This window comes from Pontibaca methylaminivorans (assembly GCF_900156525.1).
GTDB classification, from domain to species: Bacteria; Pseudomonadota; Alphaproteobacteria; order Rhodobacterales; family Rhodobacteraceae; genus Pontibaca; species Pontibaca methylaminivorans.
On record NZ_FTPS01000002.1, the window covers coordinates 33,600 to 55,300 of the forward strand.

Annotated in this window: 19 protein-coding genes; 13 read left to right on the plus strand and 6 right to left on the minus strand. The window is 68.9% G+C overall.

Going from position 1 to position 21,701, the window contains the following annotated elements; genetic code table 11:
- Positions 1-30: 30 nt before the first annotated feature.
- The 6 genes from B0B01_RS11545 to B0B01_RS13070 all read right to left on the minus strand — a co-directional run bounded on the left by B0B01_RS11545 (position 31) and on the right by B0B01_RS13070 (position 8,307).
- Positions 31-1,833: a serine hydrolase domain-containing protein gene (locus B0B01_RS11545; protein WP_143733085.1), complete on the minus strand. Its 1,803-nt coding sequence runs from the start codon at positions 1,831-1,833 to the stop codon at positions 31-33.
- Positions 1,834-1,983: 150 nt separating this feature from the next.
- A complete protein-coding gene (locus B0B01_RS11550) occupies positions 1,984-5,139 on the minus strand; it encodes an efflux RND transporter permease subunit (protein ID WP_076650320.1) in 3,156 nt (1,051 codons plus the stop codon).
- On the minus strand, positions 5,132-6,385 hold the full coding sequence (locus tag B0B01_RS11555; protein WP_076650222.1) for an efflux RND transporter periplasmic adaptor subunit: 1,254 nt from the start codon (positions 6,383-6,385) through the stop codon (positions 5,132-5,134). Before B0B01_RS11555 ends, B0B01_RS11550 begins: the two co-directional genes overlap by 8 nt.
- A 204-nt stretch (positions 6,386-6,589) precedes the next feature.
- Complete coding sequence (locus B0B01_RS11560) at positions 6,590-7,141, minus strand: copper chaperone PCu(A)C (protein WP_076650223.1); 552 nt, start codon at positions 7,139-7,141, stop codon at positions 6,590-6,592.
- 72 nt (positions 7,142-7,213) lie between these two features.
- Entirely contained in the window at positions 7,214-7,738 is a 525-nt protein-coding gene (locus tag B0B01_RS11565) for a YcnI family copper-binding membrane protein (protein ID WP_083946316.1), read from the minus strand.
- A gap of 152 nt (positions 7,739-7,890) precedes the next feature.
- The gene (locus B0B01_RS13070) at positions 7,891-8,307 is read right to left on the minus strand and encodes a DUF2946 family protein (RefSeq protein WP_076650225.1); all 417 of its coding nucleotides are present in this window, start codon (positions 8,305-8,307) and stop codon (positions 7,891-7,893) included.
- A gap of 323 nt (positions 8,308-8,630) precedes the next feature.
- On the opposite strand from B0B01_RS13070, the gene B0B01_RS11575 reads away from it, so the two are divergent.
- The 13 genes from B0B01_RS11575 (at position 8,631) to B0B01_RS11635 (ending at position 21,690) form a co-directional block, all read left to right on the plus strand.
- A complete protein-coding gene (locus B0B01_RS11575; protein ID WP_076650226.1) occupies positions 8,631-10,103 on the plus strand; it encodes a magnesium transporter in 1,473 nt (490 codons plus the stop codon).
- A 105-nt stretch (positions 10,104-10,208) separates the two neighbouring features.
- A complete protein-coding gene (locus B0B01_RS11580; RefSeq protein WP_076650227.1) occupies positions 10,209-10,865 on the plus strand; it encodes a cytochrome c3 family protein in 657 nt (218 codons plus the stop codon).
- Positions 10,862-13,642: a 4Fe-4S dicluster domain-containing protein gene (locus B0B01_RS11585; RefSeq protein ID WP_076650228.1), complete on the plus strand. Its 2,781-nt coding sequence runs from the start codon at positions 10,862-10,864 to the stop codon at positions 13,640-13,642. Before B0B01_RS11580 ends, B0B01_RS11585 begins: the two co-directional genes overlap by 4 nt.
- Positions 13,639-14,976: an NrfD/PsrC family molybdoenzyme membrane anchor subunit gene (gene nrfD, locus B0B01_RS11590; RefSeq protein WP_076650229.1), complete on the plus strand. Its 1,338-nt coding sequence runs from the start codon at positions 13,639-13,641 to the stop codon at positions 14,974-14,976. The genes B0B01_RS11585 and nrfD overlap by 4 nt, the downstream gene beginning before the upstream one ends.
- Complete coding sequence (locus tag B0B01_RS11595) at positions 14,973-15,488, plus strand: DUF3341 domain-containing protein (protein WP_076650230.1); 516 nt, start codon at positions 14,973-14,975, stop codon at positions 15,486-15,488. Before nrfD ends, B0B01_RS11595 begins: the two co-directional genes overlap by 4 nt.
- Positions 15,485-16,018: a c-type cytochrome gene (locus B0B01_RS11600; RefSeq protein ID WP_076650231.1), complete on the plus strand. Its 534-nt coding sequence runs from the start codon at positions 15,485-15,487 to the stop codon at positions 16,016-16,018. Before B0B01_RS11595 ends, B0B01_RS11600 begins: the two co-directional genes overlap by 4 nt.
- Positions 16,015-17,019, plus strand: coding sequence for a hypothetical protein (locus B0B01_RS11605; protein ID WP_083946318.1), 1,005 nt, complete (start codon positions 16,015-16,017; stop codon positions 17,017-17,019). Before B0B01_RS11600 ends, B0B01_RS11605 begins: the two co-directional genes overlap by 4 nt.
- Complete coding sequence (locus B0B01_RS11610; RefSeq protein ID WP_143733091.1) at positions 17,010-17,339, plus strand: hypothetical protein; 330 nt, start codon at positions 17,010-17,012, stop codon at positions 17,337-17,339. Before B0B01_RS11605 ends, B0B01_RS11610 begins: the two co-directional genes overlap by 10 nt.
- Entirely contained in the window at positions 17,336-18,064 is a 729-nt protein-coding gene (locus tag B0B01_RS11615; RefSeq protein ID WP_076650233.1) for a thioredoxin domain-containing protein, read from the plus strand. Before B0B01_RS11610 ends, B0B01_RS11615 begins: the two co-directional genes overlap by 4 nt.
- Positions 18,061-19,014, plus strand: a complete 954-nt coding sequence (coxB, locus tag B0B01_RS11620) for a cytochrome c oxidase subunit II (RefSeq protein ID WP_234967794.1) — start codon at positions 18,061-18,063, stop codon at positions 19,012-19,014. Before B0B01_RS11615 ends, coxB begins: the two co-directional genes overlap by 4 nt.
- A complete protein-coding gene (gene ctaD, locus B0B01_RS11625) occupies positions 19,011-20,714 on the plus strand; it encodes a cytochrome c oxidase subunit I (RefSeq protein ID WP_083946319.1) in 1,704 nt (567 codons plus the stop codon). Before coxB ends, ctaD begins: the two co-directional genes overlap by 4 nt.
- Positions 20,711-21,343, plus strand: coding sequence for a cytochrome c oxidase subunit 3 (locus B0B01_RS11630; protein ID WP_076650323.1), 633 nt, complete (start codon positions 20,711-20,713; stop codon positions 21,341-21,343). The genes ctaD and B0B01_RS11630 overlap by 4 nt, the downstream gene beginning before the upstream one ends.
- A complete protein-coding gene (locus B0B01_RS11635; RefSeq protein ID WP_076650234.1) occupies positions 21,340-21,690 on the plus strand; it encodes a cytochrome C oxidase subunit IV family protein in 351 nt (116 codons plus the stop codon). The genes B0B01_RS11630 and B0B01_RS11635 overlap by 4 nt, the downstream gene beginning before the upstream one ends.
- Positions 21,691-21,701: the final 11 nt, after the last annotated feature.

Consider the following 21,701-nt stretch of genomic DNA (forward strand, 5'->3'; position numbering starts at 1 on the left):
GACCGGTGTGTCCTGGCAAGGGCGTCTGCCTCATTCGCCGAACGGTTCGAGCCGATAAAGGGCCTCGACCATGGAGGAGGGATCTTCCACCGCGGCCACGGCTTCGTCCGGCGCGGGCCAGGCCTTGGAGATGCGGATCGCGGTCATGCCGTTCGGCACCAGCACCACCCGGTTGCCGACATAGCCGTTCATGAAGGGCATCCAGATGGTCGCGGCATCCTCGGCGGGGCGGAACGGCATGTAATGGGTGCCCATCTTGTAGCGCGGATTGCCGTATTTCAGCGCGTTCGCCGGGCCCTGATCGAGCGTGCCCTCGACCGAGAACAGCGCTTGCGTGCGGGCGCGGTGCAGGATCTGCACGCCGTCATGTGCGCCGCGCTCATGCAGCAGCGTCGCGACCTTGGCGATGTCGTCGAGCGTGGGGAACCAGCCCCAGGCCATGATCGGCTGCCCGGGCGAGCCGTCCTCCTCGAAGGTGCGGTTCATCGGCGCATGGGAAATGCCGATCGGGGCGAAGACCTCCTCCGCGATCATGTCCCAGATGTCGGCATCCTCGCCTTCCATGGATTTCAGGAAGTTGTTCATCGCCACGCCGAGCGCGAACATGTCCCGGTCCCGGTAGCGGGCAACCAGTCCCGGCCCCCAGGGGTAATTCCCGACCTCGTTCAGCATGGCGACCTTTTCGGCGGCGGAACGGGCGACATACCAGTCGTCATAGGTGCCGGTGAAGTCGTAATCGACAAAGAAATCGTTCGGATTGGCGTGGAATTCCTTGCCGCCGAGACCCGTGGCCATGTTGACCGCATCGCCGAAGGTCACCCCGGTCCAGCCGTCATGGGGCGGGTCGATGTCCAGATAATCGAGCAGCTTGAGCGAATAGACCCAGTCGCCGTATTTCTCGGCAAGGCGCAGCATGCCGATGCCGGGCCCGATGGATTTCGTCACCGACCAGACGCCGAAACGCATCGCGGCCGGATAGGGATAGGGCCCCTGTCCGGTCTGCGAGGGCTGGTAATAGATGGTGCCGTCCTTCACCAGCGCGTGCATCACCACCCAGTCGTCGCTGGTCTCGCCCTCGAAACCCTCGATCGCCTCGCCGTCGCCGCTCTGTGCGAGTTCGTCCCACTCCTCGATGGGCAGCCGCGCGGCCAGTTCGGCACGGTAGCCCTCGCGCGCCTCGTCATAGGTTCCCGCGTCGCGGGCGTCATGGCTTGCGGGCAGGGTGCCCCAGGCGCGGAAATGTTCGGGCACGTAATAGGGGGCGGTCTGCTGGACGATCTGGAAGGTGACGCCGGTCACCTCGTCGCCCTTGTAGGCGAAGCTTGCGACGCCGTTGTGCGAATCCTGTTCCAGCCGGTTCATCAGCAGGAAGGGAAACGAGGCCCGCGACCAGCCGTCATCGCCCTCCTCGGCCCAGATGCGGCCGGGCTGGACGAGGATCTGCCAGAAGCTGTTTGCTGCGGTGTCCTCGGGGGGTGTGATGACCTCCTGCGTCACCGGCACCAGTTCGCCCTCGTGGCTGAAGAATTCGAGCGTCACCCCCGGAAAGACGGCCGCGTCCCGCCCCATCACCTCGCGCGTCTCGAGCGCGGGTTCCATGGACATCTCCGTGGCCTCGAGCGTGAGGGTGCCGTTGAACGGCTCGTGCGCATCGGTGCTGTTCTCTGCCGGCAGGAAAGCATCGTTCTGCACGAGCCCTGCGGTTTCCCCGGCCTGCAGCACCTGCAGCGAAAGCGCATCCCGCCCCTGCGCCAGTGCCGCCGAGCAGCCGAGCGCCGCCGACAGGATCACCCCGACCGCGGCACCGGCAATCCGTTTTCCATGGAATATCATGATGTTCGTCCCCTGTTTCCGCCGCAGACGGCGCTGCCGCCCGCGATCCATTGTCCACCCGCACCGGACCAACCTGCCGACATTCATATTTCCACCGCGGCGCATATGTCCACCGCCGCTGCAGGAAATGCGCTGTTGCGGGGCCCGGGGTCAGCTCCGGGGCGGCCGGGCGCGCCGGGGGGTGGACAGGCGGATGATGATGAAAAAGAAGATCGGCACGAAGAACACGCCGAGCACCGTTGTCGCGATCATCCCGCCCAGCACGCTGATGCCGATCGCGTTCTGCGCGCCGGATCCGGCGCCGGTCGCGATGGCGAGCGGCAGCACGCCGAGGCTGAATGCAAGCGAGGTCATCAGGATCGGCCGCAGGCGCAAGCGCGCCGCCTCGAGGATGGAGTCGATCAGCCCCTGGCCGCGTTCGTGCAGGGCTTTTGCGAACTCGACGATCAGGATCGCGTTCTTCGCGGCAAGCCCCATGGTGGTCAGCATCCCCACCTTGAAATAGACGTCGTTGTCCTGCCCGAGCAGCCATGACGCCAGCACCGTGCCGAAGATCCCGACCGGGACCGCGAGGATCACGGAAAACGGGATCGACCAGCTTTCGTAAAGCGCGGCAAGGCACAGAAAGACCACAAGGAGCGAAACCGCGTAGAGGAACACCGCCTGCGCACCGGCAAGCCGTTCCTGATAGGACAGGCCCGACCACGAGGCGCCGTAGGCACCGGGAAGCTCGGCCACGAACCGCTCCATCTGGTCCATGACATCGCCCGAGCTTGCGCCCGACACCGCCGTTCCCTGCATGGAGATGGCCGAGGAGCCGTTGAACCGCGTGAGCGCGGGCGAGCCCTGTTCCCAGCGGGTGGTGGCAAAGGCCGAGAAGGGCACCATCTCGCCAAGCGAATTGCGCGCGAACCAGCGGTTGATGTCCTCGGGCTGCATCCGGTAGGGCGCATCGGCCTGCACATGGACCGGCTTGATCTCGCCGTTCAGGATGAAATCGTTCACATAGCTGCCGGCGAAGGCGGTCCCGAGCAGGGAATTGGCGGCCTGGAGGTCGATGCCGAAGGCCCCGGCCTTTTCCTGGTCGATGACCACCCGCAATTCGCTTTCCAGCGTCCGCGTATTGCCGCGCAGGTTGTCGATCCGGGGACTTTCGGCGGCCACGTCGGCCAGCCGGTTGCTGGCCTCCATCAGCGCGCCGTAACCCTGATTGCCGGTATCCTCGAGATACATGGAAAACCCGTCCGACTGGCCAAGCCCGCGGATGGTCGGCGGCATCAGCACGTAGATCTCGGCATCGCGGATCTGGCGGAAATGATCGCCCGCGCGTTCGGCCACCGCCGCGGCGGACAGGCGCGGATCGCCGCGTTCGCTGAAATCCCTGAGCCGCACGAACCCCATGGCCGCATTCTCGCCGCCGGTGCCGCCGAAACCGAAGCCGAGGTTCATGAAGACGCTCTCCACCGCCTCGGTTTCCTGGGTCAGGTAGTAATCCCTGACCATATCGGCCACGGCCTGGGTTCTGGCCGCATTCGCCCCGGGCGGCAGGGTGATCTGGGTCATCAGCCTGCCCTGGTCCTCGACCGGCAGGAAGGATTCGGCAAGCTGGAGGTAAAGCACATAGGCCCCGCCGCTGAAGGCCGCGAAAAGGACAAGCAGGCGCAGCGGCCGCAGCAGGGACATGCCGACCAGCCGCACATAGCCGCCGACCATCCGGTCGAATCCGCGGTTGAACCAGGAAAACCAGCGCATGCCCGTCGCTTCGCCCCGCGCCGGTTTCAGCATGATCGCACAGAGCGCCGGCGTCAGGATGATCGCGACCAGCGCCGAAAGCGTCATGGCCGTGGCGATGGTGATCGAGAACTGCCGGTAGATCACCCCGACCGACCCCGGAAAGAAGGCCATCGGCACGAACACGGCGGAAAGCACCAGCGCAATGCCGATCAGCGCCCCGGTGATTTCTCCCATCGAGGCCTCGGCGGCCTCGCGCGCGGACAGGCCCTCGTCGGTCATGATGCGCTCGACGTTCTCGACCACGATGATCGCGTCATCCACCAGAAGGCCGATGGCGAGCACCATGGCGAACATGGTCAGCATGTTGATCGAATAGCCGAAGATCGCCAGCACCCCGAAGGTGCCGAGCAGGACCACCGGAACCGCGACCATCGGGATCAGCGTCGCCCGCAGATCCTGAAGGAACAGCAGCAGGATCAGAAAGACGAGCACCATCGCCTCGACAAGGGTGATGATCACGTTGCGGATCGACAGCCGCACGAAAGGCGCGGTTTCGTAGGAATAGGCGATCTCGACCCCCGGCGGCAGGGCATCCGCCAGCCGGGCGAATTCGGCCTGCACCGCATCGGCGGTCAGGAGCGCGTTGGCCCCGCTGGCAAGCTGCACGCCGAAGCCGGCGGCGGGCATGCCGTTGAAGGTCGAGCTGCGGCCATAGGATTCGAGCCCGATCTCGACCCGGGCCACGTCGCGCAGCCGCACGGTCGAGCCGCTCTCGTCGAACTTGAGGATCACGGCGCCGAATTCCTCGGGCGTCTGCAACTGGCTCTGGGCGGTGATATTGGCCCGCAGTTGCTGGCCCGGGCCGGTGGGCGAGTTGCCGATCGCCCCCGCCGTCACCTGCACGTTCTGGACCCGGATCGCGGCGATCACGTCAGCGGGCGTAAGCTGGAACTGCGCCAGCGCCATGGGATCGAGCCAGATCCGCATCGCAAAGCCCGAGCCGAACACCTGAATCCCGCCGACGCCCTCGACCCGCTCGATATTGTCCTCGATGGTCGATGACATGATGTCCGAAAGCTCGAAGGTGGAATAGCGCCCGTCGGTCGAGATGATGTTGCCGATCATCATGATGTCCGAGGCCGAGCGCGACACCCGCACCCCCTCGCGCTGCACCGATTCCGGCAGCCGGGTCAGGATCGGCGACACCTTGTTCTGGACATCCACCTGCACGAGGTCGGGATCGACCGCGTTGTCGAAGGTCAGCGTCACCGTGGCCCGCCCGGTGCTCGATGACGCCTCCATGTAAAGCAGGCCGTCGAGCCCGGTCATGGCCGATTCGATCTCGCGCGTGACCGAGTTCTCCACCGCCTGCGCGGTGGCCCCGGGATAGCTGGCGGTCACCCGCACCGTGGTCGGCGCGATCTCGGGATACTGCGACACCGGCAGCATGGTGATGGCCAGTATCCCGCCGAGCATGGTCGCGATCGCCAGGACGATGGCAAAGATCGGGCGCGCGATGAAGAAACTGGCAAGCGGATTGGCCGCTCGGGGTGCGGGGGTCCGGTCAGTCATCGGCGGGCCCCGCCGGTGCGCCGCCACCGCCTTCTTCGCTGCCGGCCAGCGGCAGCACGATGTCCTGCCGCACCACGCCGTTGCTGTCGATCTCGACCTCGACCGGCGCAACCGGCGTGCCGTCCGATATTTTCTGCAGCCCGTCCACGATCAGCCGGTCGCCGTCGGCAACCCCCCGCGTCGCGACCCAGTCATTGCCGACCGACCGCCCGACCGAAAGGACGCGCGTCTCGGCCCGGCCGTCGTCGGACACGAAGAACGCCGTCGCTTCGCCGGCGGCATTGCGCGTCACCGCGCGCTGCGGCACGAGAAAGGCGTTCGGCGTGCTGCCGACATGGACCGTTGCGCGCACGAACATGCCGGGGCGCAGGATCCGGCGCGGATTGGCGAAATGCGCCCGCAGCGCAAAGCTCCCGGTGGTCTCGCTGACGGTGATCTCGGCCAGCGAGACGGATCCGGTCTCGTCGTATTCCGACCCGTCCTCGAGGATCAGCCGCACCGAGGGGCGCCCGTCGCTGTTGCGGCCAAGCGTTCCGGCCCGGATCTGCGCCCGCAGCCGCAGAAGGTTCGCGCTGCTGTCCATCAGATCGACATTGACCGGGTTGATCTGGCGGATCGTCGCCAGCGCCTCGCTCTGGTTCGCGGTCACGAGCGAACCGACGCTGACCGCCGAAATTCCGATCCGCCCCGGAATCGGTGCGCGGATGGTGGTGTTGTCGAGGTCGATCTGCGCCGAGGTGAGCGCCGCCGTCGCCGAGGCCACGTTCGCCTCGGCCTGGAGCAGATCGACCCGCGCATCGTCGAGCGCCTGGCTGCTGACGGTGTTGGTCTCGGCGAGCCGCCGCGTGCGGTCGAACCGCGCCTGCGCCCCGGCCAGCGCCGCCTCGGCCCCTTTCAGCGTCGCGGCGGCCAGGTCATGCGCGGCCTGAAACGTGTCGGATTCGAGCCGGTAGAGCACATCGCCCGCGGCAACCTCGGACCCCTCCTGGAACAGTTGTTCCCGCACGATCCCGTTGACCTGCGGGCGGATCCCCGCGGTGGCCGAGGCCAGCACCCGTCCCGGCAGTTCGCTGGTGAACGGCACCGCCCGGCTTTCGAGCGTGACCACCCCGACCTCGACCGGGGCCTGATCCTCGGCCGGCGCGGTGCCGGGGGGCGTTTCGCCCGGCCGGTAAAGGATGAACGCCAGCACGGCAGCGGTGGCCAGCAGCACCAGAATGCCCGAAATCCATCTGCGCCTGTTCATTCCGAACGGTTCCTCGTGCCGGTGCCACCTCAAGCGCTTTCTCTGATACCTTGAAGCCGAACAACAGTCATGTGGGGATCACATGGGCGCGATCATCTGTTGCAGTCGGAAAGACCGCCACCCGGGCAGGGGCCGAACGGATGGCGCCCGCCTTTCGGGCGGTTGCGGCGCCCCGTCAGGGGGCACCGCGGGCGTCAGCCCGGATCAGTGGCTTTCGCCATGACCCTCGTGATCATGATCGTCGTCATGGTCATGGTCATGGTCATGGTCATGGTCATGGTCGTGGTCGTGATCATGCGCGTCGCCCTCGGGGGCGCGGGCGTTATCGACGGTCACGTCGGCCTCGGCCTCCGGGGCGTGTTCGAAACTCAGCACGACCGGAAAGCTGTCGCCGTCCTGCAGATCCTTTACCCCCATCAGCATGACATGGGCGCCCCCGCGTTCGAGCCGCAGCGATTCCCCCGCGGGCAGGGCAAAGCCCTCCGTGACCTCGATCATGCGCATGACGCCACCGTCATCCTCGACATGGGTGTGAAGCTCGGCCCGCTCCGCGATGTCCCCGGCGACCGAGGCGCCGACAAGCCGGTCGTCCTGATCGCCGTGATTGTGAAGGGTCAGGAAGATCGCGCCCGATTTGCCCGGCGAGACCCGGGCATAGGCATCCTCGACGGTGATCGCGTCATGGTCCTGCGCAAGGGCCGGGGTGACGGCAAGGGCCGCGAGTGCGGCGATGAAGGTGCTCCGAATGGGCATCATGGTCTGTTCCTTTGGTGTTCGAGTTGATCATCGGGATTGCAACGCCCCGGGCCCCGGGGCGCCGCGCCGGCCTCAGCGGCCGGCCGTAAGGTCCAGCCCGGGGGCCGGGGTTGCGTGGTCATGCGCGTCATGTCCCGCTGTGGGGATCTCGATCCAGCGCGCGGTGCTGCCGTCCCGGCATTCCTGCACCACCGGGAAATAGAGCGTGGTGCCGGGTTCCAGGTCGCTGCTCAGATAGGCGAGCAGGGCGAATTCGTCATATTCGTCGTCGGGCAGATCGCCGCTCCATGCGACTTCCGTCACACCCTCGCTGACCGGGGTGCCGTAAAGGTCATGGGGCTGCGCATAGGTGCCGTGCAGCTTTTCCAGTTCCCATCCCGGCTTGGGCATCGGCTTGACGCCGATGACCCCTTCGGGAATGCGGATCCGCAGTCGGCTGGTGGCCGCGCCGGCGCAGCCGTGCGGCACGCGGAACACCGCCTTGTGGGTCGTGCCCACGGCCGCCTCCGGCGGGTCGAGCGTGATATGGGCCGGGGCCGCGCCGGCCCCGAGCAGGAGCGCCGCCGAAGCGGCCGCGATCGTCATGGTGGTTTTCATCAATTCTGCCTTTTGAAATCGCGCCGGACGGCCGGGTTCGGCCGGTGGAGGGCGCGCGCCGCCAATCGGCGGCCGGTGATCTGGTGGCTGTCGGGATGCGCCCGCGGCCCTGCCCGGATCGAACCGATCGGGGGGCGGGCGCGCGTTTCAGATCACGCCGGCGGCGCCCGCGGATTGGCAGAGCGGCCCTGCACCCGCCATGCGGGCAGGTCCGGGACCGGCGGCAGGACAAGGCGCGTGGCCCGCGGGGCCGGGACGCGCGCAGCCGCCTCTCCCGTGTCCACGGACGGCAGCACCGATACGCAGAGCATGCAGCGCCAGTCGGCACAGTCATGCGCGGGTGCCGGGGCGGGGACACCGTCCCGGATCACTACCTGTTCGACCTGCCCGTTGGTGCAGAGTTCGATCACGAGCCCCGCGCCCGTGCCGCCGCCACGGGCGACCGCGGCCCCGGCCGTCACCGCGAGGGAGTTGAACAGAAGGCTGAAGATGAAAAGGACCGCGACGCCCCGGCCTGTCCGCCACCAATGCCGGGGCGGACGGCTGCGCGGGGAACGCCGTGCGGCCATCGGTTACGTCCCCGCCGGGCCGGGCCGGACGGCGGGGTGGCGCCCCCGCTGCGCAGGCCGGCCGCGCGGCATATGTCCCCGCCGCCCGTGGCGCCGGTGGCCGGACTTTGTCGCGCTCCGCAACCGCATGACGATTCTCTCGTGTCCTCCGCCTGCCGGCATGATGCACCCGAAATCCGGCAAAGACCATATCCGCATCATTTCCGGGTTCGCGGGGCCGATCCCGGGCCGCACCCTCCGTAACCTTGTGCGGGGCGTGCGGGGTCGGGGAACTTTTGCGGTTCCGGCCCGGTTCTTACGCGAACGGAAACCGGAGGCAGGCGATGCAGAACGTGACGGGCAAGGAATCGGGCAAGGATTCGGGCGGAGCTTCGGACCGGAATTCGGACCGGGATTCGGACCGCGACCCGGGCGGGGATGACGGCGAGGTCCGAAAACGGCTCGAGCGGCTGCTCGCCGCCAGGGACAACGACGCCGAGATCACCGCCGCGCTGGCCGATGAGGATGCAGACAGCATCAGCCAGGCGATCAGCAACATGCCGGCCGAGCAGATCCAGCGGATCTGCGCGTTGCTCGATCCCGACATCTGCGCCGAGGTGCTGACCAATCTCGCCCCCGAGGAAGAAGCCGAGGCCGTCAGCGGGCTGGATGCCGAACATGTCAGCGCCGTGATCGACGTGATGCCGCCGCGCGATGCGGCCAGCGTCATCGCCAGCGCCGCCCCCGACCTGGCCGAAGAGATGCTGGCGCGCCATTACGTCCCGGCGACCATGGCAGCGGATGCCCGCAGCCGCCGCAAGCACGCGCCGGGCACCGCGGGGCACCTGATGACCACGAATTTCGTGCGGCTGGACGGGGCCATGTCGGTTGCCGAGGCGATCGAGCGCATGCGCCGGACAGATCCGTTTCACGACATGCCGAACAACCTTTACGTGGTTGCGCCCGAGGGGCCGTCCGAAGGGCCGCCGGAGGTGCGGCGGGAGCGTCTGCTCGGCGCGATCTCGCTGCGGGATCTGGTGATGAGCGACGCCGGGCGCCCTGTGTCCGAGGTCATGGAAACCGATCTGGTCACCCTTGCGCCCGAAGCCGCCGATGACGAGGCGGCGGCGCTGCTGTCGCGCGACAAGCTCCTGGCGCTGCCGGTCACGGATCGGGACGGGATGCTGCTTGGCATCATTCCCGCCGACGACGCGATCGGGGTGGTCGCGGCGCGCCTGCGGCGGCTTTACGCCAAATCGGTCGGCGGCGACGCCGAGGCCATGGCCCGCATGAGCCCGGCCGAGGCCGCCCGCACCCGCGTGCCCTGGCTGCTTGGCACCATCGTCCTGGAACTGGGCGCGGGGCTCGTGATCGCGCATTTCAACGAGGTTCTCGAACGGGTGATCCTTCTGGCCTCTTTCATGCCCGTCATCTCGGCCGTGTCGGGGAATGTGGGCCTGCAGGCGGCTGCGATCACCGTGCGCGCGCTGGACACCGGCCGGCTGAGCAGCCTGCCCGGCGCGCTGCTGAAGGAAACCGCCACCGCGTTGCTGATGGCGCTGGTCTGCGGGCTCTTTCTCGGGACCATCGCGATGGTCTGGTCGCACCACGTGATGCTGGCGGCGGTGATCGCGATTTCCATGGTGTTTTCGATGCTGACCGCCGGCCTCATGGGCACGCTCATTCCCATGGTGTCGCGCCGGCTGGGCTTTGATCCCGCAACCACCGCCGGGCCCTTTGAAACCGCCTTTCAGGACGTGGTGGGATTCGCGGTGTTCCTGGGGCTGGCGACGCTGATGGTGGACAAGATCAGCTGACCGCGGGCGGGCGGCCCCGGCGCCGCCCGCAATGCGGGCTGGAACGAACGCGACCCCCGAACGTTGGGACACTGGTGCATCCGCATTCGGGGACAGCGACGTGCAATGGCTCAGATCTTTCTTCCCCGTGCCGATACGGTGTTCAGGGCGCTGCTTGTGCTCGCTCTTGTCGTGCCTGCGGGATCGGTCGCCGCGCTGTTCGTCCTGGCAAGGTCGGATTACATGACCGGCCGCAACCGGACCCCGCCGCAGCCGGTGATGTTCAGCCATCGCCACCACGTTTCCGAGGTCGGGATCGACTGTCGCTACTGTCACGGCGGCGTCGAGGAATCGGCCGTTGCCGGCATTCCCCCGACCGAGACCTGCATGACCTGCCACAGCCAGCTTTTCACCGAGGCCGACATGCTCGCCCCGCTGCGCCAGAGCTGGACCAGCGGGGAGCGCCTGCGCTGGACCCGGGTCCATGACCTGCCCGATTACGTCTTTTTCGACCATTCGGTGCACCTTGCCGGCGGGGTGGCCTGCACCACCTGTCACGGCCCGGTCGGAGAGATGCGCCTGACCCGGCAGGAGGCGCCGCTGACGATGGAATGGTGCCTGTCCTGCCACCGCGACCCCGCACCCCGCCTGTCACCGCGCAGCGCGCTTTTCGCCCCCCTGCCGCCCACCGGCGGAGAATCGGCCGGGTCGGGCCATGCGCTGCTCGAGGAATACGGGATCGACACCCGGGGGCTCACCGACTGTTCGGCCTGTCACCGATGAGCGGCGGGGTCACCCGCCGCGGCGCGCTGCGCCTGTTTTCCGCGGGGGCGGCGGCGCTCATTGCCCGGTCCCGCCCGGCGGGCGGCGCGAGCCTGCCCTACCGCGCCATGCCCGAGGGGCTGGTGCCCGGCCGCCCGGTGTTCTTTGCCACCTCCCTGCCGCTTGGCGGGGCGGGGCGGGGCGTGCTGGTCGAAACGCATGAGGGACGCCCGACCAAGATCCACGGCAACCCCGATCACCCCGCCAGCGGCGGCGCGAGCGATGTCTTTGCCGAGGCGGCGGTGCTCGACCTTTTCGACCCGCATCGCTCGCGCGCGCCGCGCCGCGATGGCATCCCCGCCGGCTGGCCGGCGCTCGAGGCCGCGCTGGCCGGGGCCGGCAGGGGGCAGCAGGGCGGGCTTGCGCTGCTGACCGGCCCGGTCGGGTCGCCGACGCTGGCGCGGCAGTTGCGCGCGGTTCCTGGCGCTGTGGGGGCGGAGTGGTTCATGTCGCAGCCGCTGCGCCCGGCGCTGGCCGATGCCCGGGCGCAGTTCTGGCCCGATTTTCCCGGCAGCGGCATGGTGGTCAGCCTCGGCGCCGATCCGCTCGGGCCGGGGCCGGCGCAACTGGCGCTGGCGCGGGCATGGACCATGGCGCGCCGGGCGGGGATGCGCAGCGCGTGTTTCGAGGCGCAGCCGACGCTGACCGGCGCGGCGAGCGACCGGCGGTTCGCGGTCCGCCCCTCGGTGCTTGCGCAGGTGGCCGCCGCGCTGGCCGGCGATGCGGTGCCAAAGGCGGACCTGCCGCAGGAAACGCAGGCGATTGCCCGGTCGCTGCACGAGGCGGGCGGGCTGGTGCTGCCGGGGCCCGACCTGCCCGCCCAAGCACAGGCGCAGGTCGCGGCGCTCAACGAGCGGCTCGGCAGCCGGCTGCGCCGGCTGCGCCCGTTCTGGGACTGGCCCGGGCTCGACCCCGGTTCGGTCGATGATCTGGTGGCCGCCATGGAGCGGGGCGATATCCGCGGGCTGATCGTGATCGGCTGCAACCCGGTCTACGAATACGGCCCCGGGTTTGCCGAGCTCATGCGCAGCCTGCCGGAAAGCTTTCATTTCGGAACGCAGATCGACGAGACGGCCGAGGCGGCCCGCTGGCACGGGCCGCTGCATCATCCGCTCGAGGACTGGTCCGATCTGCGGGCGGTCGAGGGGACGATCGGCCTGCAGCAGCCGGTGATCGCCCCGCTTCATGACAGCCGCTCGGCGCATCAGGTGCTCGGGATGGTGGCGGGCGATCCACCGGGCGATGCGCTCGGGGCGGTTCAGGCCACCTGGCGCGCCCGCTGGGAAGCGGAATTTGATGAGCGCTGGCCGCAGGCCCTGCATGACGGGGTGGTCGGCGGCACCGGGCCCGAGCAGATCGCGTCACCCGTTACCCCGCCCGTTACCCCGGCCGCGCCCCCGCCGGCGGCCACCGGCCCGCCGGCGCGCGGGGACGGGGACAGCGGGCTGGAGGTTGCGCTCCTGCCGTCGCCGACGCTCTGGGACGGGTCGTTCGCCGGCAATGCCTGGCTGCAGGAATGCCCCGACCCGTTCAGCAAGCAGGTCTGGGGCAATGCGATCCGGCTGGCGCCGTCGGATGCCGCGCGGCTTGACATAAAGACCGGCGATGCGGTGGAACTTGCCGGGCGCCGCCGCGTCACCGGCCCGGCGCTGGTCAGCGATCTGCAGGCCGCGGGCAGCGTCGGCCTGCACCGGGGCCACGGGCGCGAGGCCGCCGGTCCGATCGGCACGGGGATCGGCTTTCGCGCCACCGGCCTTGGCCCGCGCGCGGAACTGCGCCGCGCGGATGCGCCGGTCACGCTTTTGCGCATGCAGAGCGATTTCGACCAGCAGGGCCGCGATTTCGCGCAGGTGGTGCCCGCCCGGCAGGGCCGCGCCGAAAGCGTCGGGGACATCCCGGCCAGCCTTTACCCCGACCGCCCCGGAGCAGAGGATCCGGCCCGCGCCTGGGGCATGGTGATCGACACCGACGCCTGCATCGGCTGCAACGCCTGCGTGATCGCCTGCCAGGCCGAGAACAACATCCCCGTGGTCGGCGCGGCGGAGGTGGCGCGGGGCCGGCGCATGCACTGGCTGCGCATCGACCGTTACGAGGCGCCGGAGGGGGCACCGGAGGGCGCGCAGCTGTTCCAGCCGGTGCCCTGCATGCATTGCGAAAAGGCCCCCTGCGAGCCGGTCTGCCCGGTCGCCGCGTCGGTCCACGACAGCGAGGGGCTGAACCTGCAGGTCTACAACCGCTGCATCGGCACCCGGTTCTGCCAGGCGAACTGCCCCTACAAGGTGCGCCGGTTCAATTTTTTCGATTACGCCGGCGGCCAGACCGTCGAGGAACAGGGCAGCGACCTTCTGGCGGCGCTGCGCAACCCCGACGTCAGCGTTCGCGCCCGCGGCGTCATGGAAAAATGCACCTATTGCGTGCAGCGGATCTCGGCCGCCCGCATCAATGCCCGCAAGGAGCAGCGCGCGATCCGGGACGGCGAGGTGGTGACCGCCTGCCAGGCGGCCTGCCCGACCGGGGCGATCAGTTTCGGCGATCTGCTCGATCCCGGTTCCCGCGTGCGCCGGCAGCGGCAGGATCCGCGCCATTACGCGCTGCTCGGGCATCTCGGCACGCGACCGCGCACCACCTATCTGGCCCGGGTCATCCCCCCGCACGACGAGGCGCCCGAATCGCAGCCGGACCCGGAGACTGACCTACAGGCAGACCCGCAGCCGGACCCGGGGGAGGAGCCGACATGAGCCGCGGCCCCTACCTTCCCGACATGGCACCCGCCGCGATCACCGCGGCCGTCGCCCGCCCGCTGCTGCAGCCCGCATGGGGCTGGCGCTGGTGGCTCGGCTTCGGGGTGTCGGCGGCGCTCACGCTGCTGTTCGTCGTTGCCGTCGGCTGGCTGTTCTATCGGGGGGTCGGGGTCTGGGGCGTCGATACCTCCAACATCTGGGGGTTCGCGCTCGCGAATTATGTCTGGTGGATCGGCATCGGCAATGCCGGCACGCTGATCTCGGCGCTGCTTCTGCTGACGCGGCAGCGCTGGCGGGCCTCGATCAGCCGCTTTGCCGAGGCCATGACGCTGTTCGCCGCCGCCATGGCGGGGCTCATGCCGATCCTTCACCTGGGGCGGCCCTGGCTGTTCTATTGGCTCGTGCCCTATCCCGACACCATGGGCCTGCTGCCGCAGTGGCGCAGCCCGCTGGTCTGGGATTTCTTCGCCATCGCGAGCTACCTGCTGTTCAGCATGATGTTCTGGTATGCCGGCGCGCTGCCCGATTTCGCCAGCCTGCGCGACCGCGCCCGCACCCGGGGCCGGCAACTGTTCTACGGCGTGCTGGCCATGGGCTGGCGCAATTCGGCCCGGCACTGGCGGATCTGGCGGGATTACTACGGCGCGCTCGCGGCGCTCGGCGTGCCGCTGGTGGTGTCGGTGCATTCGGTCGTGGGCATGGATTTCTCGGCCGCGCTGATGCCCGGCTGGGCCGAGACGATCTTTCCGCCCTATTTCGTCGTCGGCGCCATGTATTCGGGCTTTGCCATGGTGGTGGTGCTGGCGGCGATCTTCCGCCGGGCGCTGTCGATCCCGTTCCTGATCACCGATGCGCATTTCGAGGTGATGGCCCGGATCCTGCTGTTCTGTTCGCTGGTCATGACGCTCAGCTATGCGACCGAATGGTTCTATTCCTGGTATTCGCAGGATCCGGCCGATCTGGATTTCACCCGGGCGCAGTTCACCGGCCCGCGGGCGCCGCTATATGCCGCGATGCTGGTCTGCAACTGCCTGGTGCCGATGCTGTTCTGGCGGCGGGCGCTGCGCCGCTCGGTGCCGGTGGTGGTGGGCGTTTCGCTGCTGATCAACCTTGGCATGTGGCTGGAACGGGTGCTGATCGTCACGCAGACGCTTTCGCTCGGTTTCCTGCCCTCGCAGCGGGCCAGCTATGTGCCGACCCTCTGGGACTGGGCGGTGCTGTTCGGCTCGCTCGGGTTCTTTTCGCTGCTGTTCTTCCTGTTCATACGCATCGTGCCGGCGGCCTCGATCCACGAGATCAAGGAAGCGATCCGGGCGGAGGCCGCATCATGAGCGCCCCCCGACTGATCCTCGTGTTCGACGATTGCGACGCGCTGATCGAGGCGGCGCGGACGCTGCGGCAAAGCGGTGTCACCGGCATCGACGCCCATACGCCCTGGCATGTGACCGAACTTGACGATCTGCTGGACCTGCCGCGTTCGCGGGTCCGGCCGGTGATGCTCTGGGCGGGGCTCGCGGCGGGGGGTGCGATGCTGTTCCTGCAATGGTGGAATTCGACCATCGGCTATCCGGTCGATTCGGGCGGGCGGCCGCTTGCCTCCTGGCCCTCCTACATGTTCGCCACCTTCGAGACCGGAGTGCTGGCCGCCGCCTTCGCCGGTTTGCTGACCTTTCTGCGGGGGTGCGGGCTGCCGCGGCTCAACCATCCCTTTTTTGCCCATGTCGCGACCGAGGCGGCGAGCGATGACGGGTTCCTGCTCAGCCTCCCGGCGGGGGATGCGCCGGACCGGCTTGCGCTTGAACGGATGACCGGGGCGCTGCGCATCATCGAGGTCGGATCATGATGCGGCTCGTGCTCCTTCCGCTGCTTCTGGTCGCGACCTGCCGGCAGGACATGGTCGATCAGGCCAGCAACCGCACCTATTCGGAATCCGCGGTCTGGGAAGATGATGCCTCGGCCCGGCCCTTCGTCGAGGGCACCATGGCGCGGGGCGACCTGGCGCGGCAACGCCAGCGCGACACGCCCCCGCCGGTCGATGCGGCGCTGCTCGAACGGGGCCGGGAGCGGTACGAGATCTTCTGCGCCCCCTGCCATGGGCTGACCGGGCGCGGCGACGGGCGGGTGGTGCAGCGCGGCTTTCCGGCCCCGCCCGATTATCTGTCCGCCCGGCTGCGCGCCGCTCCGGCGCGGCATTTCGTCGATGTGATCGCGAACGGCTACGGGGTGATGTTCCCCTATGGCGCGCGCGTCGCGCCGCGCGACCGCTGGGCCATCACCGCCTATATCCGGGCGCTGCAGCTTGCCGGGAGCGAAACCACCCCCGGCCATCCGGGCCGCGCCGCCGTGCCGGTGGAAAGCGCAGGTGCGCCATGACCACGGCAACCACAGGTGCCGCCCGGATCTGGCTGCCGCCCGTGGTCGCGGCGGTGCTGCTTGCGGTGCTTGCGCTGATGCTGGGCCCCCGCGCGCTGGTTCCGGGCTGGCTCGCGGGGTGGCTGTTCTGCCTGTGCTGCTGCATCGGCGCCTCGGTCTGGCTGATGATCCATGCCGTGACCGGCGGGCGCTGGCTGGGTGCCGGGCGGGCGGGGCTTGCCCGGCTGGCCGCGCTCACGCCGCTTGCCGCCCTTGCCGGCCTGCCGCTGCTGCTGGCGGCGGCGCAGCTTTATCCCTGGTGGCCGGGCGCGGAGTCGGCGCGCGGGGCGCTTTACCTGAACGCGCCGGCCTTTCTGGTCCGCGGGGCGGTCATGCTTGGCGGCTGGTCGCTCATCGGCCTGTTTGCCGCGCGGATGGGGCGGGGGGCGGCGACCATCGGGCTGATCTTTCACGCCGTGGCGGTCAGCTTTGCCGGGCTCGACTGGATCCTGTCGCGCGCGCCGGAGTTCGGCTCGACCATATTCGGCGCGGTTGTCGCCGCGCTGCAGCTTGCGCTGGCGCTGAATGCGGCGGCGCTGGCGCTGCGGCGCGAGGATCCGCAGGCGCTCGCGGACTGGGGCGGGCTGATGCTCGCCGCGGTGCTCGGCGTGTTTTACCTCGTGGCGATGGAGGTCCTGGTGATCTGGTCGGGCAACCTGCCGCAGAACGCGGCGTGGTATCTGCCAAGGCTCGACGACGCGGGCACGGCGGTGGCGGGGGTCGCGCTGTTCGGCGGGGTGGTGCTGCCGTTCCTGTTGCTGCTGCCGTCGCGCAACCGCGCGGATCCGGTGTGGCTGCGCCGCGCGGCCCTGCCGGTGCTGGGGGGAGGGATGCTTTACCTGGTCTGGCTTTGCGCGCCCGGCGGTGCGGGGGCGGGCCTGCTGGCCGCGCTCTCGGTCCCGGCGCTGCTGGCCCCCGCCTGGCTGCGGATTCTCGCCACAGGGAGGTGCCCATGCCCATGAACGACGCCCCCGAGCGCGAACCAGCCGCCATTCCCGAACGCAGGGTGCTGGCCGTGATCGCCGGGCTTGCCCTGCTTTGCGCCCTTTGCGTGCTCGTGGCCTGGCTGATGCTGCCGTCCGGCGCAACGAGGTGGAGCCCGCCGCAGGTCTTTGCGGGACCGGAGCTCGAGACCGCCCCCGTCGCCGGTCACGCGGCCTTTCTGGCCCGCCAGCGCGCCGACCTGGCCGGGGCGGGGGGGCGGATGCCGATCGACAGGGCGATGGCGCAGATCGCGGCGCGCGGCGAGGATGCCTTTGCACCTGTGGGAGAGCGGCCATGACCCGTGCGCTGCTTGTCCTTATCGTGCTGCTGGCGGCGCGTCCCGCCGGGGCGGCGCTGACCCAGGCCGAACTCGACCGGGTGGCGGCGGCCCCGCCCGCGGGCGCGGCGCTCGACCTTGGCGCGGCGCGGCCCATGGTGGTCGTCTTCGTCGATTTCGACTGCGGCGAGCTTTGCGATGCGATCCTTGCGCAGACGGCGGCGGAACTGCTCGATTCGGGGCTCGCGCCCGGCCGCGATTTCGAACTGGTCGCGATCGGTATCGACCCGCGCGATCCGGCCGGGGCGGCGGAGCGCATGGCCGCCGCACAGCTTCCGCCCCCGATCGCCGCTTCTACCCGCCTTCTGCGGCCCGATGCGCGCGAGCTTGCCCGGATGACGCAGGCGCTTGGCTACGGCTTTGCGTTCGACGGGGAAAACGACCGCTTCGCGCATCCGGCGGCGCGCTATGTCCTGACCCGGGAGGGCGCCGTGACGCGGGTGCTGCCGGCCTTTCGCGCGGAGCCGGGCGACCTGCGCCTTGCGCTGGTCGAGGCGGGCGCGGGCCGGACCGGATCGCTCGGGGATCGGCTCGCGCTGCTCTGCTATGGATTCGACGCGGCGAGCGGGCGCTATTCGCTGGCGATCTCGCGCATTCTCATGGTGCTCATGTTCGGCTTCGGGCTTGCTCTGGCCGGCTTCATCGCGCTGCTGCTGCGCCGCGAACGGAAGGGGGGCGGCCCGTGACCTGGCTTCCCCGGCTTGCACAGGCGTCGGAGGGCGCGCGCAGCTTCGACATGCTGTTTCTCGTGCTGGTGCTGTTTTCCTCCGGGATCGTGCTGCTGGTCGGGGTGCTGGTGGTGGTGTTCTCGGTCCGGTTCCGCAGCGGCTCCAAGGTGTCCCGCAAGCGGGTGCCGCGCCTGCTGGCCTATCAGATCGAGGCGCTCTGGATCGCGCTCACCTTTTTCGCGGCGATGGTTTTCTTCTGGGTCGCGGGTTCGCTCATGGTGCGCCAGCTCGACCCGCCGGAGGATGCGATGGAGGTGCATGTCGAGGCCAAGCAATGGATGTGGAAGGCCAGCCATGCGGGCGGCGCGCGGGAGATCAACGCCCTGCACGTGCCGGCCGGGCAGCCGGTCAAGCTCTACCTGAACAGTCAGGACGTGATCCATTCGTTCTTTGTCCCGGCCTTCCGGCTCAAGCAGGACGTGGTGCCGGGGCGGACCGCGACCGCCTGGTTCACCGCCACCGAACCGGGCATCTATCACCTGTTCTGCGCCGAGTTCTGCGGCACCTCGCATGCGCAGATGACCGGGCGGATCGTGGTGATGGAACCGGGTGATTTCGCGCGCTGGCTGGCCGACCGCCCCGAAGGCGAAACCCTGGTCGCCGAGGGGCGCGCGCTTTTCACCAGCGCTGGCTGCTCCGGCTGCCACGCCGAGGGATCGAATGTCCACGCCCCGGATCTGCGCGGGCTCGCCGGGCGGCGGGTGGCGCTGGCCGATGGCCGGGTGGTCGTCGCCGACGATGCCTATCTGCGCGATTCGATCCTGCTGCCGGAGCGCGACATCGTTGCCGGATACGACCCGATCATGCCGGATTTCAGCAACATCCTGAACAGCGGCGAGGTGACGGCGCTCGTGGCCTATCTGCGCCACCTGGGAGCGGCCGCAACGCCCGCGGAGGACAACCCATGACCGATTACACCCCCTTGTCCGGCACGCCGCCCGTGCCCGACCGGCGCGAAAGCTACCTTGGCGCCGGAACGACGGTGGCATCGTGGCTGTTCACCACCGATCACAAGCGCGTCGCCATTCTTTACGCCGTCACCCTCACCGTCTTTTTCTTCATCGGCGGCGCCGCCGCGACCCTGATGCGCATCGAACTGCTGACCCCGGCCGGCGATCTGGTGAGCGCGGACGGCTACAACAAGCTGTTCACCCTGCACGGGGTGATCATGGTCTGGTTCTTTCTGGTGCCCGTGATCCCGAGCACATTCGGAAACTTCATCCTGCCGATGGCGGTCGGGGCCAGCGATGTCGCCTTTCCGCGGCTCAACCTGCTCAGCTGGTACCTGACCCTCGGCGGCGGGATCGTCGCGCTTGCGGCGCTGCTGATCGGCGGGGTGGATACCGGCTGGACCTTCTACACGCCCTATTCGACGCTCTATTCCAACAGCTACGTCTCGCTGGCGGCGGCCGGGGTGTTCATCGCCGGTTTCGGCACCATCGCCACCGGGATCAACATGATCGTGACGGTCCATCTGCTGCGGGCGCGCGGCATGACCTGGCGGCGGCTGCCGCTGTTCGTCTGGTCGATCTATGCGACCTCCATCATCATCGTGCTGGCAACGCCGGCGCTCGCCGTGGCGCTGCTGATGGTGGTGGCGGACCGGGTGTTCGGGCTGGCGATCTTCGACCCCGCGCAGGGCGGCGACCCGATCATCTTCCAGCATGTGTTCTGGTTCTATTCGCACCCGGCGGTCTATATCATGATCCTGCCCGGCATGGGGGTGGTGACCGAGATCATCACCTGTTTCGCGCGCCGCCGCGTGTTCGGCTATGAGGCGATGGTGTTCGCGATCCTCGGCATCGCCATCTTCAGCTTTTTCGTCTGGGGCCACCACATGTTCGTCTCGGGACAGTCGGCCTGGGCGAGCCTGGTGTTCTCGATCCTGTCCTTCGTCATCGCCGTGCCCTCGGCGATCAAGGTGTTCAACTGGTCGGCGACGCTCTATGGCGGTTACATCACCTTCGAGGCGTCGATGCTCTATGCGCTCGGCTTCCTGGGCCTGTTCACGCTCGGCGGGCTGACCGGGCTGTTCGTGGCCTCGATCCCGATCGACGTGCATGTGCACGACACCTATTTCGTGGTCGCGCATTTCCACTACATCATGGTCGGCGCCATGGTGACCGCCTTCTTCGGCGGGCTGCATTACTGGTGGCCCAAGGTGACCGGCCGCCATTACAGCGAGACATGGGCGCGGCTGGCGGCGATCCTGATGTTCGTCGGCTTCAACTTCACCTTCTTTCCGCAGTTCATCCTCGGCTATCTCGGGATGCCGCGCCGCTATCATTCCTACCCGCCGGAATATCAGCTCTGGAACATCCTCAGTTCGGCCGGGGCGGTGATCCTTGCCGCGGCCTATCTGATCCCGCTGGTCTATATGGGGCTTTCGCTGCGCTACGGGCGGCGGGCGGGGCACAATCCCTGGCGGGCGACCGGGCTCGAATGGGCCACGCCATCGCCGCCGCCGCGCGAGAATTTCACCGTTCCGCCGGTGGTGGATACCGACCCCTACAGCTATCACGCCGCCACGGCCGAACCGATGCACCGCGACAGCACGCCCGGGCGCCGGCCCCCGCCGGGTGAGGACGAGTCCGGGTGGCCGCGATGATGGAGGCGCGCCACGAACCGTTCCATGATCTTGCGCGCCAGCGCAGCGCCGCCGAACTGGGGCTGTGGGTGTTCCTGGCGTCCGAGCTCGTGTTCTTCGGCGGGCTGTTCGCGGCCTATGCGCTGTATCGTCATGCGTTTCCACAGGCATTCGCCGCCGCCGGGGCGCAGACGGCGGTCTGGCTTGGAACCGCGAATACCGTCATTCTGCTGACCTCGAGCGCGACCATGGCGGCGGCGGTCTGGGCCGGGCGGATCGGCCTGCGCCGCCACGTGCTGCTGGGGCTTGGGCTTACGGTGCTGCTCGGGCTCGCCTTCATGGGGGTGAAGGGGGTGGAATATGCCAAGGACATCGGTGAATCGCTTTATCCCGGCGCGTCCGGCTTCCCGATCCGCGAAGCCGGCGCGCAGGTGTTCTTCAGCCTCTACTGGGCGATGACCGGCGTCCATGCGGTGCACCTTTGCATCGGTATCGGCGCGGTCGCGATCACCTTCTGGCGGGTGCGGGCCGGGCGGTTCGACTGGCAGCGGACCGGGCTTCTGCATGTGCTCGGGCTTTACTGGCATCTGATCGACCTGATCTGGATCGTGCTTTTCCCGCTGCTTTACCTGATGGGGCGCGGGACATGAGCGCGCCGCGGGAAACCGGCCGGCCGTGGCGGCGGGCGGCGCTGGTGTGGATCGCGCTCATGGCGTTTCTGGCCGCAACGGTGATCGGCGCCTACGGGCCGGGGGGCGAGGCGGTGAAGCTGCTGCTTGCGCTTGGCATCGCGGCCGTCAAGGCGGGGATCGTGATCCTGCTTTTCATGGAGTTCGGGCGGGCCGGGGGCGCGGCCCGGATTGCCGGCCTTTGCGGCCTGCTCTGGGTCGTGCTGCTGATCGCGCTTGCCATGACCGACCGCGGCGCCCGCCAGCAGCTTCCGCCGGGCTTTGGCGACGATCGCGGCATCCAGGATCCGGGCCCGCGCCGCTGGTGAGGAAAGGCGGA

Coding starts and splice junctions, on each gene's coding strand:
- B0B01_RS11595 (WP_076650230.1), top strand. CDS start 14,973: ATGAGCGCCCCCCGACTGATCCTCGTGTTCGACGATTGCGACGCGCTG.
- B0B01_RS13070 (WP_076650225.1), bottom strand. CDS start 8,307: ATGGCCGCACGGCGTTCCCCGCGCAGCCGTCCGCCCCGGCATTGGTGG.
- B0B01_RS11550 (WP_076650320.1), bottom strand. CDS start 5,139: ATGACTGACCGGACCCCCGCACCCCGAGCGGCCAATCCGCTTGCCAGT.
- B0B01_RS11555 (WP_076650222.1), bottom strand. CDS start 6,385: ATGAACAGGCGCAGATGGATTTCGGGCATTCTGGTGCTGCTGGCCACC.
- B0B01_RS11580 (WP_076650227.1), top strand. CDS start 10,209: ATGGCTCAGATCTTTCTTCCCCGTGCCGATACGGTGTTCAGGGCGCTG.
- B0B01_RS11575 (WP_076650226.1), top strand. CDS start 8,631: ATGCAGAACGTGACGGGCAAGGAATCGGGCAAGGATTCGGGCGGAGCT.
- nrfD (WP_076650229.1), top strand. CDS start 13,639: ATGAGCCGCGGCCCCTACCTTCCCGACATGGCACCCGCCGCGATCACC.
- B0B01_RS11605 (WP_083946318.1), top strand. CDS start 16,015: ATGACCACGGCAACCACAGGTGCCGCCCGGATCTGGCTGCCGCCCGTG.
- B0B01_RS11545 (WP_143733085.1), bottom strand. CDS start 1,833: ATGATATTCCATGGAAAACGGATTGCCGGTGCCGCGGTCGGGGTGATC.
- B0B01_RS11610 (WP_143733091.1), top strand. CDS start 17,010: ATGCCCATGAACGACGCCCCCGAGCGCGAACCAGCCGCCATTCCCGAA.
- B0B01_RS11615 (WP_076650233.1), top strand. CDS start 17,336: ATGACCCGTGCGCTGCTTGTCCTTATCGTGCTGCTGGCGGCGCGTCCC.
- B0B01_RS11600 (WP_076650231.1), top strand. CDS start 15,485: ATGATGCGGCTCGTGCTCCTTCCGCTGCTTCTGGTCGCGACCTGCCGG.
- ctaD (WP_083946319.1), top strand. CDS start 19,011: ATGACCGATTACACCCCCTTGTCCGGCACGCCGCCCGTGCCCGACCGG.
- B0B01_RS11560 (WP_076650223.1), bottom strand. CDS start 7,141: ATGATGCCCATTCGGAGCACCTTCATCGCCGCACTCGCGGCCCTTGCC.
- B0B01_RS11635 (WP_076650234.1), top strand. CDS start 21,340: ATGAGCGCGCCGCGGGAAACCGGCCGGCCGTGGCGGCGGGCGGCGCTG.
- B0B01_RS11585 (WP_076650228.1), top strand. CDS start 10,862: ATGAGCGGCGGGGTCACCCGCCGCGGCGCGCTGCGCCTGTTTTCCGCG.
- B0B01_RS11565 (WP_083946316.1), bottom strand. CDS start 7,738: ATGAAAACCACCATGACGATCGCGGCCGCTTCGGCGGCGCTCCTGCTC.
- B0B01_RS11630 (WP_076650323.1), top strand. CDS start 20,711: ATGATGGAGGCGCGCCACGAACCGTTCCATGATCTTGCGCGCCAGCGC.